This is a genomic window from Acinetobacter sp. C15, from assembly GCF_013420645.1.
GTDB classification, from domain to species: Bacteria; Pseudomonadota; Gammaproteobacteria; order Pseudomonadales; family Moraxellaceae; genus Acinetobacter; species Acinetobacter indicus.
Window position 1 is genome coordinate 1 of record NZ_VOXR01000056.1, and the last position, 13,088, is coordinate 13,088.

At 47.9% G+C, this 13,088-nt stretch carries 11 protein-coding genes, 2 tRNA genes and 1 pseudogene; 9 read left to right on the plus strand and 5 right to left on the minus strand.

Annotated features, from left to right (window positions below):
* Window positions 1-330 precede the first annotated feature (330 nt).
* From FTT63_RS13760 to FTT63_RS13780, 5 genes are all read right to left on the minus strand, one after another.
* On the minus strand, window positions 331-672 hold the full coding sequence (locus FTT63_RS13760; protein ID WP_005180548.1) for a hypothetical protein: 342 nt from the start codon (window positions 670-672) through the stop codon (window positions 331-333).
* A gap of 150 nt (window positions 673-822) precedes the next feature.
* Window positions 823-898: transfer RNA gene (locus FTT63_RS13765), tRNA-Glu, on the minus strand.
* Window positions 899-926: 28 nt separating this feature from the next.
* Window positions 927-1,002, minus strand: a tRNA-Ala gene (locus FTT63_RS13770).
* Window positions 1,003-1,059: 57 nt separating this feature from the next.
* Window positions 1,060-2,568: a glutamate--tRNA ligase gene (gene gltX, locus FTT63_RS13775; protein ID WP_104495032.1), complete on the minus strand. Its 1,509-nt coding sequence runs from the start codon at window positions 2,566-2,568 to the stop codon at window positions 1,060-1,062.
* 152 nt (window positions 2,569-2,720) lie between these two features.
* Window positions 2,721-3,032 carry a hypothetical protein gene (locus tag FTT63_RS13780; RefSeq protein WP_005180544.1) on the minus strand — a complete coding sequence of 104 codons (312 nt, stop codon included), beginning with the start codon at window positions 3,030-3,032 and terminating at the stop codon, window positions 2,721-2,723.
* Window positions 3,033-3,603: 571 nt separating this feature from the next.
* On the opposite strand from FTT63_RS13780, the gene FTT63_RS13785 reads away from it, so the two are divergent.
* From FTT63_RS13785 to FTT63_RS13825, 9 genes and pseudogenes are all read left to right on the plus strand, one after another.
* A complete protein-coding gene (locus tag FTT63_RS13785; RefSeq protein ID WP_163141075.1) occupies window positions 3,604-4,623 on the plus strand; it encodes a sulfate ABC transporter substrate-binding protein in 1,020 nt (339 codons plus the stop codon).
* Between the two features lie 185 nt (window positions 4,624-4,808).
* The gene (gene rsmH, locus FTT63_RS13790) at window positions 4,809-5,720 is read left to right on the plus strand and encodes a 16S rRNA (cytosine(1402)-N(4))-methyltransferase RsmH (RefSeq protein ID WP_005180541.1); all 912 of its coding nucleotides are present in this window, start codon (window positions 4,809-4,811) and stop codon (window positions 5,718-5,720) included.
* 11 nt (window positions 5,721-5,731) lie between these two features.
* Entirely contained in the window at window positions 5,732-6,064 is a 333-nt protein-coding gene (gene ftsL, locus FTT63_RS13795; RefSeq protein WP_005180539.1) for a cell division protein FtsL, read from the plus strand.
* Between the two features lie 12 nt (window positions 6,065-6,076).
* A pseudogene (gene ftsI, locus FTT63_RS13800) lies at window positions 6,077-7,908 on the plus strand (penicillin-binding protein PBP3).
* 3 nt (window positions 7,909-7,911) lie between these two features.
* The gene (locus FTT63_RS13805) at window positions 7,912-9,405 is read left to right on the plus strand and encodes a UDP-N-acetylmuramoyl-L-alanyl-D-glutamate--2,6-diaminopimelate ligase (RefSeq protein ID WP_160232273.1); all 1,494 of its coding nucleotides are present in this window, start codon (window positions 7,912-7,914) and stop codon (window positions 9,403-9,405) included.
* A gap of 12 nt (window positions 9,406-9,417) precedes the next feature.
* Complete coding sequence (murF, locus tag FTT63_RS13810; protein ID WP_160232274.1) at window positions 9,418-10,827, plus strand: UDP-N-acetylmuramoyl-tripeptide--D-alanyl-D-alanine ligase; 1,410 nt, start codon at window positions 9,418-9,420, stop codon at window positions 10,825-10,827.
* Window positions 10,828-11,946 (plus strand): phospho-N-acetylmuramoyl-pentapeptide-transferase, encoded by a 1,119-nt coding sequence (gene mraY / locus FTT63_RS13815; RefSeq protein WP_005180530.1) that lies wholly within the window; start codon window positions 10,828-10,830, stop codon window positions 11,944-11,946.
* 65 nt (window positions 11,947-12,011) lie between these two features.
* Window positions 12,012-12,815 (plus strand): putative RNA methyltransferase, encoded by an 804-nt coding sequence (locus FTT63_RS13820; RefSeq protein WP_160232275.1) that lies wholly within the window; start codon window positions 12,012-12,014, stop codon window positions 12,813-12,815.
* A gap of 106 nt (window positions 12,816-12,921) precedes the next feature.
* A partial coding sequence (locus tag FTT63_RS13825; protein ID WP_171294842.1) for a transposase domain-containing protein occupies window positions 12,922-13,088 on the plus strand: 167 nt, incomplete at its 3' end.

The following is a 13,088-nucleotide window of genomic DNA, read 5'->3' on the forward strand; positions in this document are numbered from 1 at the left end:
GAGGTATTCGTAAGACGACTAAGGGTGTTAAAGCCCTTTTTCGCAGTACCAATGAAGCGTCAAAAGAGATGTGTGCAACTTAGGTTGCACTACGGAAACTCGGTTGCTTTAGCTCCGAGTAGTTCATTAGAGAGCTATAAAGAGATGGGTATTATCCTGGTCGCGCTATATAGATATAGAAGGAAGGCGTGTAGCGATCGCAGGAAGTGTGCAATACTTTTAGCACTTCATTGAAGGAGATGATTTTTTACCTTTTTATAATCATGGGCTGGCGTTGGGAGCTATCCTGATCAACGCCAGATGCAGCTTTGTTTGAATCAATGAGAAAAATCAGATTTCCCACTCATGGTTGCATTCGCGGCATTTCCATTTCTTCTGGTTTTGCATAAAAGCCTGCATTGAAATTTTAAAATCTGGCAAATCACGATAGAACATGAAGCCGGCAATTAAACAGATCACAAAGACAATTACGGTTGCTGTTTGCAGGGTGGTGCCCGCACCATCCCCAAAAATCCACATGGCAATACTAATCAGCACCAGCAGCAATAAAATAAAAATAGCTGGAATCAGAAATACCAGGCTTTTTGGCACCACCGGACGTGGAGCTGCTTGGCCTGCTTGCGCAACAGGCATGATTTTCGGGCTTTGACACTTCGGGCAACGGTATTGCATTACAACTCCAAAATTCTAATCTGTGGTTTATTTTAATCGGAATACATCAGAAAGCAAAAAAGCACAGCAAAATAAAACAACAGGCAATAAAAAACCCAAGTCATAATGCTTGGGTTTTTTATCAGATCACTTTAAAAGTGAGCTTAAATATGGCGTCCCTACGGGGATTCGAACCCCGGTTACCGCCGTGAAAGGGCGATGTCCTAGGCCTCTAGACGATAGGGACTTATTGAGGCAACACAATTATGAAACCATGGTGGAGCCAAGCGGGATCGAACCGCTGACCTCTACAATGCCATTGTAGCGCTCTACCAACTGAGCTATGGCCCCAGTCTGTGTGAGCGCTATATTATGAAGATAATGCTCACACGTCAACAAAAAACTGCATTAACTTGCATCAACTGCATCATTTTTCGGCAATTTTAAGCTTTCATTGAGTTTTTCCCAAGCTTTTAGCTCTTTTTTGCTTGGTCCGCCCACAATTTCCAGCGCATGACGCAGACGGGCAAAAGTTAAATCCGGGCCAATGGTAACCATGGTCTGCATCACTGGCGTAGATGCAGTTGAACCGGCAATGGCAATAAAGAATGCCGGCATAAAGTCGCGCAGTTTAATTTCCATTTGTGCCGCTAAGTCCATTAAGGTCTGGCTCACAGTGTCATTGTTCCAGGTGAACAGACTTTCCAGACGCCAGATGGCAAACTGCAAGCTTTGACGAACCTGTTCTTCAGACAGTTTTTTATTTTCAAACTGTTCTTTTGAAAGTGTCGGGAAATGGTTGAAGTAGTGCGCAGACCAGTTCACGGCTTCAGATAATAAGTTGATACGTGGCTGAATCGCGGCAGCAATTTCTTCCAGTTTGGCACGATCAGCTTTCCAGGCTAACAAGGTATCCAGCAGTTCAGCCGGAGAAAGGGCTTTAATCCACTGACCGTTGAGCCAGTTCAGTTTTTCCACATCAAAGATTGGACCGCCCAAAGACACACGGTTGATGTCAAAGTGTTCAATCATTTCCGCCAGGGTGAATTTTTCACGCTCGTCTGGCATTGACCAGCCCATGCGGCCCAGATAGTTCAGCAAGGCTTCTGGCAGTACACCGATGTCTTTATAGTAGTTGATTGAAGTCGGGTTCTTGCGTTTTGACAGTTTGGATTTGTCCGGGTTACGCAGCAGCGGCATGTGGCACAGTACTGGCATATCCCAGCCAAAGTATTGATACAGCAACTGATGTTTTGGTGCCGATGGAATCCATTCTTCACCACGAATGACATGGGTGATTTGCATTAAATGGTCATCGACCACGTTGGCTAAATGATAGGTTGGCAGGCCATCGGTTTTTAGCAGAATCTGCATGTCGACTTGCGCCCAAGGAATTTCCACTTCACCGCGTAGCATGTCGTTAAATTTGCAGATGCCTTCGGTTGGAATTTTCATGCGGATTACGTGCGGTTCGCCTGCCGCCAGACGACGCTGAACTTCTTCGGCAGAAAGCTGTAAACCGCGACCGTCATAACGTGGAGATTCGCCACGTGCTTGCTGCTCAGCACGCATCTGGTCCAGTTCTTCTGCAGTTGCGAAGCAGTAGAAGGCATGACCTTTTTCAACCAGTTCCAGCGCATACTGTTTATAGATGTCCATACGCTCCGATTGACGGTATGGCGCATGTGGGCCACCCACGTCTGGACCTTCTGACCAGTTCAGGCCTAACCAGCGCAAAGAATCGAGAATCATTTTTTCAGATTCAGGGGTCGAGCGCAGCTGGTCGGTATCTTCAATACGCAAAATAAATTCGCCGCCATGCTGTTTGGCAAAGCACAGGTTAAACAAGGCAATATATGCAGTGCCTACATGCGGAAAACCGGTAGGAGAAGGAGCAATACGGGTACGAACAGTCATAATCAGTAATGAGTCAGAATGTAAATTGGAATCTATTATAACGAAAAAGCCTGATCACTTAATGCTTTATTCTGCATTCGATGATCAGGCTGCAACAGCACGCGGCTTGAGGGGGGAGTCAGCCACGCGCAGGTTCAGTTCAATCCGGTCAATTAAGACTGGTTTGAGCTGAAAAAGGATTGTACAAAACGGCTAAAACGCTGGTTTTGTGAAGCAAAGAAATTCTGGGTCGGCGCCGCTTTAATCGACGTCATCATTTTCAGGTCATTATCGGCTTGCAGCTTGTCTGTTTTGGTGGTGCCTAACTGTTCTTTTTGCTGCAACAGGGCTTTTTCAATGAGGGAGGGTTTTGCTGGCGTCATTTTCACCGCAGTATGGGTATTTTTAACCACTGCCGTATGGCTGGTTTGCGCCATCAGGCCCAATCCTAAACTTAAACACAGTACATAGACTGACTGTTTCATCCTGATACTCCCCCAAACTGGTTTTGGATTTAATTTTTTTTACGTTGTGGCTACTATATAACCACAGATAAAATGTAAAAAGTAAGAACTGCATCACACTTTTTACAAAAATATAAAAAATGTCAGGCTGCTGGTTACTTCTATTCACATTTCGCTGTTGAGTGCATGTTTTAGCAAATAACTGTGAAGAGAAAGTGAAGATCAGCAACAAAACTTATCTTATATCATATTTTTTTATATATAATTATGCAAGTTTCGCATTTTATTGATATGTAACTGGGTGTTTTAGTGAATAGGGTAAGCGCGAGCTACCCCATCTTAATCTTGCTTTCAATCAGTACATCTCATTAAGCGTTTGAAAGCTGGGTTTATTCATATTTTTGAATATCTATTCCATAAAAAGCTATAACCTGATTTTGGTGCATCGGTTATGCTGCTTTTTAAAAGAAAAACAAATGATTAAAAGAAAAAATTGCCCATCTTAAAACGAAAGAAAAAATTTTTCTGAATTGCGATTTATGATTTTATTTCATATAGTTAGCATTAATGTAGATAACCTATTTGTGCTGTCATGAAATCTCAAATTAAAGCTTTATTTTCAGCGGCTTTGCTGGCAACCGGCCTTGCGGCAACAGTCAATTCTGCCCAGGCAGCAGATCGTCAATTTCTAAACGTGTCTTATGATGCGACACGCGAATTCTATGATGAATTTAATGCCTCGTTTGGTGATTACTGGAAAAAGCGCACCGGTTTAAGCGTGAATTTCAAGCAGTCTCATGGCGGTTCAGGCAAACAGGCGCGTTCAGTGGTCGATGGCCTGAAAGGCGATGTGGTGACTCTAGCACTGGCCAACGATATTGAAGAAATCGTTAGATCGGGTCAGATCCAGCCGGGTTGGCAAAAAGAGTTCCCGCATAACTCGGCACCCTATACCTCAACCATCGTATTTATGGTGCGTAAGGGCAATCCAAAGAACATCAAAGACTGGACCGATTTAACCAAACCGGGCGTACAGATTATTACCCCAAACCCGAAAACCGGTGGTCTGCCACGTTGGGTATACCTGTCTGCATGGGGTTATGCGCTGAAACAGCCAGGCGGCAATGAAGCCAAAGCCAAAGATTTTGTCAGCAAGATGTATCACAACGTTAAAGTCATGGACTCTGCAGCACGTGCCTCAATGACCACTTTCGCAGAGCGCGGCATTGGCGATGTACTGCTGACCTGGGAAAACGAAGCGCTGGTGACCCTGAAAACGCTGGGTAAAGACAAGTTTGATATTGTTTATCCATCGATGTCGATTCTAACTGAGCCTTCAGTGGCAATTGTTGACCGTACCGTAGAGCGCAATGGCAACAAGTGGCTGGCAACCGGTTATATCAACTATTTATATTCACCGCTGGGTCAGGAAATGGCAGCCAAACATTTCTATCGTCCACGCAATGAAAAGGTACTGGCCAAGTATGCGCATCAGTTCCCGAAACTGAAAACCTTCACCATTGATGAAGTATTTGGTGGCTGGGCCAAAGCGCAGCAAACCCACTTTGCGAACGGCGCCATCTTCGACCAGATTTATAGCAGCAAACGTTAATTGTCTGCATACTGGTTAAAAATAAATTCAAACAGCCTCCTTGTGAGGCTTTTTGAATATTTGGCAAAATCACAAAACGGTTTTCTCTATGAAAAGTAATATTTCTGTACAAAAAGTCGTTTGGAGCTTTGTCAAAACAAGGTAATAATGTGCAGTTAAATTTTGGCTGTATTGATTGAATCCTTATGTCGCATATTTCTGTATTACTCCACGAAACTGTTGATGCCTTGCTGGCAGAACGCAATACAGGAATTTATGTCGATGGCACCTTTGGCCGCGGCGGGCATACCCGTTTATTGCTGTCCAAATTAGATGAACATGCGCGTGTGTATGCCTTTGATAAAGACCCACAAGCCTTAGCGGTTGCAGCAGAACTGGAACAGCAAGATCCGCGGTTTAAAATTATTCATGCCAGCTTTGCCGATTTAAAGCAGGAACTGGCCGCACGTGGTATTGAACAGGTCGATGGCGTGATGGCCGACCTGGGCGTTTCGTCTCCGCAGCTGGATCAGGCTGAACGTGGTTTTAGCTTTATGCAGGATGGCCCGCTGGATATGCGTATGGACAACTCGCAAGGTGAAACCGCGGCAGAGTGGCTGCTGCAGATTGAAGAAGAAGCACTGGCCAATATTATTTTTAAATATGGCGAAGAACGTTATAGCCGCCGTATAGCTAAAGCCATTAAAAACGCCGGTTTGATTGAAACCACCGGCCAGCTGGCCGAAATTGTAAAAACTGCCCATCCAAAATGGGAAAAGCATAAACATCCGGCAACGCGAACATTTCAGGCCATTCGTATTGCTATTAATAAAGAATTAGAAGATATTGATATTTTCTTGCCTCAGGCCGTGGAAGTGCTGAAGCCTGAAGGCCGTCTGGCGGTCATTAGCTTCCACTCTTTAGAGGACCGTTTGATTAAACAGTTTATTCAAAAAGAATCAAGCTTGGCAGAAGATACCGGTTGGGGGCTGCCGCAAGTACAACAAGATACCCGCCGTTTAAAAAAGATTGCTCGTATCCGTGCGAGTGAAGAGGAAGTCAAAGCCAATCCGCGTTCACGCAGTGCGTGGCTGCGTGTGGCTGAAAAGTTAGCTTGAACAGGCGAAGAATGAAAACCAAAGCAGTTGAAAACAATACAGAACAGTCACGACTGAAAAAAATGGTCGTCTATTTGATTTTGTTGGCCCTGGTGTTTATCAGTGCGCTCATGGTGGTCTTTCAGGTGTTTGAATATCGACATGATTATCGTCAGCTCAGTTCTTTTATGCGTGAGCGCGATGATCTCAATGCCGAGTGGGGCCGTCTGCTGATTGAACAGCAGACCTTTGGTGCCACCGCCCAGATCGGGACACGTGCCGTAACCCAGTTACGCATGTATTCACCACCCACCGCACAAACTGTGGTGATTTCATTGCCGACGACTTCAGAACAGAAACAATAGGGCTGGCTGTACATGGTAAATTCGCGTAAGAAGCAAACAGGTAAAAAACAGCAGTCTGTTACCCAAAAAAGCAGTTTAAATGTCGATATGTGGCGCTTCTACCTGATGTGGGGAACGGTGCTGCTGGTCTTTGTGGCGCTGGTCTGCCGGGCCTTTTATGTGCAGATTATCAATCATGATTTTCTGCAGAATAAGGCCAATGCCAATATTCTAAGAACTGAAAAACTCAAAGCCATGCGCGGCGTGATTTACGACCGGCATGGCGTGCCTTTGGCGATTAGTACCCCCATCATGAAAGTGGTGATTGATCCGCGTGATTATTTTGAGGCCAAAGAGCTGTATGACGACACCATGGCCGAGCTGGCCAAAGACCCGAATAACCGCAAACTCAAGCGTCAACTGCCCAATAAAAACCTGAATCTGGATGAACTGGCCGATGCGGTGGGCATGGACCGTCAGGAATTGCATCAGAAAATGCATGAGCGTCCGCGTTCGCGTTATCTGGTGCTGCAAAAAGAAGTACCGCCACAGCAGGCGGAGCTGATCCTGAAGCGCAACTTCCAGGGTGTCTATACCGAGAAAAACTATAAGCGTTATTATCCGCAGCCACAGCCGAATGCCCAGATTATTGGCCTGACCAATAGTGAAGGCACCGGGATTGAAGGTCTGGAAATGCAGCTGAACAGCCGTCTGGCTGGGGTCGATGGCGAACAGCAAATTATCCGTGATAAACGTGGTAACCGAGTTAAAGATCCGGAAGTGATTAAAGAAGTCGAGCACGGTGAAAATATCACTTTAAGTATCGACTCGCGCCTGCAATACATCATGTATCGTGAACTGACCGCTGCCGGCGTGGCCAATAATGCCCGTTCTGCCACAGCCATTGCAGTCGATGTGAAAACCGGTGAAATTCTAGCCATGACCAGCTGGCCATCGTATAACCCGAATGACAAAAAGGGCCTGGAGAACAAAGATGCCATGCGTAACCGCGGGGCAGTCGATTCCTTTGAGCCGGGCTCGACCATGAAGCCATTTACCGTGGCCATGGCGCTGGAAAGTGGTAAATATTCGGCCAATACTGTGGTCAATTTAGGGGGTGGTTCGATGCGTGTTGGTAACCATACCATCCGTGATACCCGCAATTATGGCAATTTGACCCTGGCTGGCATTATCCAGAAATCGTCTAACGTCGGCGTGGCGAAAATTGCCCTGTCTTTGCCCTATTCAACCTTGCCCACCTTCTATAAACGCTTGGGCTTTGGCCAGCGTTCGGCTGTGAAATTCCCGGGTGAAAGTGCCGGCCTGATTTTACCGCCAAGCAAGTGGAATGTCTCTGAAGTGGCAACCATGTCCTATGGTTATGGTCTGAATGCGACCGTGCTGCAACTGGTCGATGCCTATGCCATGATTGCCAATCAGGGCAAAAAACTGCCGCTGAGTCTGTATAAGTTGGAAGGCGAAGTGCAGGGCGAGCAGATTCTTGACCCGAAAATTGCCGAGCAGGTTCTGCTGATGATGGAAGCGGTGACTTTACCGGGCGGTACGGCGCGTCAGGCCAATATTCCGGGTTATCGTGTTGCCGGTAAAACCGGTACCGCACATAAATTGCGTGCCGACCGCAAAGGCTATTCGCAAAATGAATACCGCGCCCTGTTTGCCGGAATTGCACCGGTCAGTGACCCGCGTCTGGCCATGTTTGTGGTGGTAGAAAACCCGACCGGTCAATACTATGGCGGTCTGGTCGCTGCGCCAGTGTTTGCACGGGTGATGCAGGAATCCTTACGTTTAATGAATGTACCTTTAGATAAACCTTTAGATACAGCACAAATCCAGTAAATAGGTGATGAATGTCCATTACATTTCAAGATCTTTACACCGTTGAGCATGTTGCTGGATGGAGGTCACAACCCTTTGCAGGCTTCAGCTTAGACAGCCGCAAAGTTACAGCAGGGCAAATTTTTATTGCCCTGACCAGTTTTTCGCAGCCTGAAAAAACCGTCCAGTTTGCCGAAGCAGCGTTGGTACGTGGCGCGTTGGCCATTATTGCAGAAACCGATTTGGGTCTGCCGAATCAGCTGATCGTACCGGAGGTACGTCACTTAATGGGGCAGTGGCAAAAACAGTATCTGCATGCCACGCAGCCGCTGCAGGCTGCACGTATTCTGGCGGTTACCGGTACCAATGGCAAAACCACCATCGCCCGTCTGATGGCAGAACTGCTGATGTTACAGCGCAAACCGTGTGCGGTGATGGGCACCACCGGCAATGGCATTTTGCCGAATCTGGAAGCCTCTTCGCATACCACGCTAGATGCCTTACAGCTCCAGCAGGCCCTGCACAGCTATGCCCAGCAAGGCGCTGAATTTGCGGCAATTGAAGCCAGTTCACACGGACTGGAACAGGGTCGTTTAAATGGCTGTAGCATTGAAATTGCCGTGTACAGCAACTTAAGCCGTGACCATCTGGATTATCATGGTACGCTGGAGGCCTATGCTGAAGCCAAAGCCGCGCTGTTCCGTTTTGCCAGCTTAAAAGTGGCGGTCATTAACCTGGATGATGCCTTTGCTGAAGTTATGCTGACCGCCGCGCGTCAGAATCCGGCACAACCAAAAATCCTGACTTATTCCACCACGCAGGCGGCGGATTATCAGGTGCAGAATATCGAATACAGTCTGGCTGGTGCGCAGTTTGAACTGATCAGCGCCCAGCAGCGTTATCGTGTACACAGTCCGTTACTGGGCCATTTTAATGTGGAAAATCTAGTGGCCAGTCTGATTGCCGTTGAGCAGGCCGGATTTGACTTGTCGGATTTAATTGCCAGCGCGCCACAGCTGCAAGGTGCACCGGGACGGATGCAGGTAATTCGTGATGACGAACGTCTGTTTGTGGTCGATTATGCGCATACACCAGATGCCTTGAAACAGGTGTTAATTACCCTGAAACGGCATGTATCGCAGCAGCTCTGGGCTGTCTTTGGCTGTGGCGGCGATCGTGATCGCGGCAAACGGCCGTTAATGACCCAAGCTGCACTAGAACAGGCCGATATCGCCTTGCTCACTTCGGATAATCCACGGACTGAATCGCCTGACCAGATTTTTGCTGACATGCAGCAGGGCATTGATTTTAGCGGCCACAGCTATCATGAAATCCGTGATCGTCGTGAAGCGATCAAGTTTGCGGTGAAGCAGGCCCAGCCGGGCGATATCGTGGTGATTGCCGGTAAAGGTCACGAAAATTATCAGGAAATTGATGGGGTGCGACACTGGTTTGATGATGTCGTTGAAGTACAGGCTGCAATTGATGCCCAGCATCATGCTACCAGCTCTGCTTATCCCGCCTAATCAGGAATTCTTATGCATACTTCAACCACCAGTACTGCGGTCCTAACGCCGTGGAGTGCAGCACAGTTACAACAAGCCACCCAGGGTTATTGGCTGAATGATCGCGCACCAAGCACTGAAATTAAGCGGATTTTAACTGACTCCCGTCATGCTGAAGCCGGCGATGCCTTTTTAGCACTGAAAGGTGAGCGTTTTGATGCCCACGATTTTGTGGCGCAAGTGGCAGCCAGCGGCTGTCAGGTGGCGCTTGTCAGCCAGCCGGTCGATGCCGATATTTTTCAGTTGGTGGTGCCGGATACCCGCTTGGCACTGGGTCATTTGGGTGCTTATCGTCGTGCTCAATATCCCGATCTGAAAGTAATTGCCTTGACCGGTAGCAGCGGTAAGACCACCACCAAGGAAATGCTGGGCAGTATTTTATCGCGTCTGGCGCCGACCTTAATTACCCGCGGTAACCTGAATAATGATTTAGGCGTACCGATGATGTTGCTGGAGCTGCGTCCGGAACATCAATATGCGGTGATGGAGCTTGGGGCCAGCCATCAGGGTGAAATTGATTATACCTCACAGCTGGTACAGCCACAGGTAGCCGGGATCATTAATATCGGCACCGCACATCTGGGCGAGTTTGGTGGTCGTGAGGGTATTTGCCGGGCCAAATCTGAAATTTATGCGCATATTGTGGCAGATGGATGTTCGATTGTACCGGCCGCAGATGACTTTGTTGACACAATCCGTCAGGCGGTTCGCACTGAACAGTGCCTCAGCTTTGGTAACGGCGGGGATGTGTTTGCCACCGATATCGAGCTCCAGCCACAAGCGGCCCGTTTCCAGTTGCATACCCCGCAAGGCGTGCGTGCAGTCGATTTACCGTTTGCTGGTGAACATAATATCCAGAATGCTACAGCCGCAGCGGCGTTTGCGCTGGCGATTGGCATTGGTCTGGATGATATTGTTGTCGGACTGGAACAGGCCCAAGGTGCCAAGGGTCGTCTGAATTTTATTCAGCACGGTGCGCATCTGTTGATTGATGATACCTATAATGCCAACCCGACCTCAATGCGGGCGGCCGGTGAAGTGCTGGCGCAGCAGGAGGGGATTCGGGTCATGGTCATCGGTGATATTGGCGAGCTGGGTGCATCGGCGGCAATTGAGCATTATAAGCTCGGCCGAGATTTGGTGTCGCTCAAAGGCCTGAACTTTGTGGTGGCGGTGGGCGAGTTTGCTCCGGCCAGCCAGGAAGGGGCACGCAGTACCCAATACGGCAAAAAACTCCAGGCCTTTTTGAATCAGGAACAGGCCTTGCCATTTTTAATTAGTCTAGTCGAAACACATCAACCTCAGTCCATGAGTTTCCTGTTCAAAGGTTCTCGTTATACCCATATGGAAACGTTGATGACTGCATTGATGGAGAAACTTTAAATGCTGTTATGGTTGTTTGAACAGCTTGCGGGCTATCACAGCTCGTTTCAGGTGGTTCGTTATTTAACATTACGTTCATTGCTGAGTGTCCTGACAGCGCTCGGGATTGGTCTTTTGCTTGGACCTGTGATGATTCGTAAGTTACAGGCATTAAAATACGGTCAGGCAGTCAGCTCGTTTGCGCCAGAAGGGCATGCGAAAAAAATGGGTACCCCGACCATGGGCGGTGTGCTGATTTTACTGTCGATTGGGATTTCGACCCTGCTCTGGGCCGATCTTTCCAACCCCTATGTCTGGATTGTGCTGGCGGTTATGGTGATCTTCGGTGCGGTTGGCTGGGCCGATGACTGGATTAAAATCCGCTATAAAGACAATGCCGGACTACCGGCACGCAAGAAGTTCTTCTGGACTTCGGTGGCCTCTTTGGGCGCAGGTATTGCGCTGTACTATATTGCCACACAGCAGCCGAACCCGGCGCAAACCGCCGATATGCTGGATGTCTTAATTCCGTTCTTTAAAGATTTCAGCATTCCGTTATCCATGATTCCACTGGGTATTGGCTTTATTATTTTCACCTATCTGGTGATTAATGGTGCTTCCAATGCGGTGAACCTGACTGATGGTCTGGATGGTCTGGCGATCATGCCAATTGTACTGGTTGCGGCCGGTTTAGGTGTATTTGCCTATCTGGCCGGTGATGTGCGCTTTGCCGATTATCTGCATATTCCTTATGTCAAATACGCCTCTGAACTGGTGGTGATCTGTGCCGCCATGATTGGTGCCGGTCTGGCCTTCCTCTGGTACAACGCGCATCCGGCGCAAGTCTTTATGGGTGATGTCGGCGCTTTATCGTTAGGCGCGATGCTCGGCACAATTGCGGTGATGGTGCGTCAGGAAATCGTCTTTGCGATTATGGGTGGCGTGTTTGTGGTTGAGGCGATATCGGTCTTCCTGCAAATCGGCTCACTGCGGATGCGTAATAAACGCGTGTTCTTAATGGCGCCGCTGCATCATCACTATGAAAAGAAAGGCTGGCGTGAAACCCAGGTGGTGATTCGTTTCTGGATTATTACAATTATGCTGGTGGTTTTAGGCTTAATGACCTTAAAATTGCGCTAAGCAAATTGAACTGAAAAGTCGGCGCTTGCCGGCTTTTTTTATGGCAGCAAGCTTGGGAGAAAAACATGAACCTGCTGATGTGTCCTGTCTGTCGTCAGCCCTTAAGCCTGACCGACCGAACATGGCGCTGTGACAACAAGCACAGTTATGATGTGGCCAAACAGGGCTATGTCAATTTGCATGTGGTGCAACATAAGCACAGTAAAAATCCGGGCGATACCCCGGAGTCTGTACAGGCGCGCCGGGCATTTTTAAGTGCAGGACACTATGCGCCGCTGCAGCAGGCGGTGGTAGAGAAAATTCGCAGCCTGCGTATTGAAAACCTGCTCGATATTGGCTGTGGGGAAGGCTATTACACCAACGCCATGCAGGCTGAAGTGCTGCAATGTGTGGGCGTCGACATTGCCAAAAATGCAGTACAGGTGGCGGCCAAGCTGAATAAAGGCGTGACCTGGGTGGTGGGAACCGGTGCGACTTTGCCGGTTTTGGATAAATCAATTGATCTGTGTACCAGTCTCTTTAGCCCAATTCCGAAAGAGGAAATTCTGCGGGTGTTGAAACCGGAAGCTTATCTGATGGTGGTAACCCCGGGACCGCAGCATCTGTTTGCGATGCGCGAAGCCTTGTTTGAAGAAGTTAAAGCGCATGAGCCGCAGAAGTTTGTGGAACAGCTAAAAGATGCGTTTGACTTGGTCAGTGAAGATGTGGTTGATGCAGCAATGTGCTTAAATCAGAGCGATTTAAAACATCTGATTGCGATGACGCCATATGCCTATAAGGCCAAACCGGAACGCCGTCAGGCGCTGGAGCAGCAAGATCAGTTCCCGCTGAATGCGCAATACCAGATGTATCTGTTTCAGAAAAAGTAAGTGTTTAGTCCTAAAAAAAAGCCCTCAATTGAGTAATGCCAGTCAGTTAAGCAAATTTTAGAAAAATGTAGTAAAAATGAGTGTATGTAAATACGCTCATTTTTTTATGTCTTTATCTGAACATTTAGAATCCACTCTTGAACATTCTCTCCCATCACTCAACCATTTTTGTGAACTTATTGATTTAAATTGGATTGAAACAAGCCTGCATCAAACAGGTAAGGCATCGATCAGAAGGAGAAAATTACCTGCTGAGCACGTGGTTTGGCTTGT

Coding starts and splice junctions, on each gene's coding strand:
- FTT63_RS13805 (WP_160232273.1), top strand. CDS start 7,912: ATGTCCATTACATTTCAAGATCTTTACACCGTTGAGCATGTTGCTGGA.
- murF (WP_160232274.1), top strand. CDS start 9,418: ATGCATACTTCAACCACCAGTACTGCGGTCCTAACGCCGTGGAGTGCA.
- FTT63_RS13820 (WP_160232275.1), top strand. CDS start 12,012: ATGAACCTGCTGATGTGTCCTGTCTGTCGTCAGCCCTTAAGCCTGACC.
- mraY (WP_005180530.1), top strand. CDS start 10,828: ATGCTGTTATGGTTGTTTGAACAGCTTGCGGGCTATCACAGCTCGTTT.
- rsmH (WP_005180541.1), top strand. CDS start 4,809: ATGTCGCATATTTCTGTATTACTCCACGAAACTGTTGATGCCTTGCTG.
- FTT63_RS13780 (WP_005180544.1), bottom strand. CDS start 3,032: ATGAAACAGTCAGTCTATGTACTGTGTTTAAGTTTAGGATTGGGCCTG.
- ftsL (WP_005180539.1), top strand. CDS start 5,732: ATGAAAACCAAAGCAGTTGAAAACAATACAGAACAGTCACGACTGAAA.
- FTT63_RS13785 (WP_163141075.1), top strand. CDS start 3,604: ATGAAATCTCAAATTAAAGCTTTATTTTCAGCGGCTTTGCTGGCAACC.
- FTT63_RS13760 (WP_005180548.1), bottom strand. CDS start 672: ATGCAATACCGTTGCCCGAAGTGTCAAAGCCCGAAAATCATGCCTGTT.
- gltX (WP_104495032.1), bottom strand. CDS start 2,568: ATGACTGTTCGTACCCGTATTGCTCCTTCTCCTACCGGTTTTCCGCAT.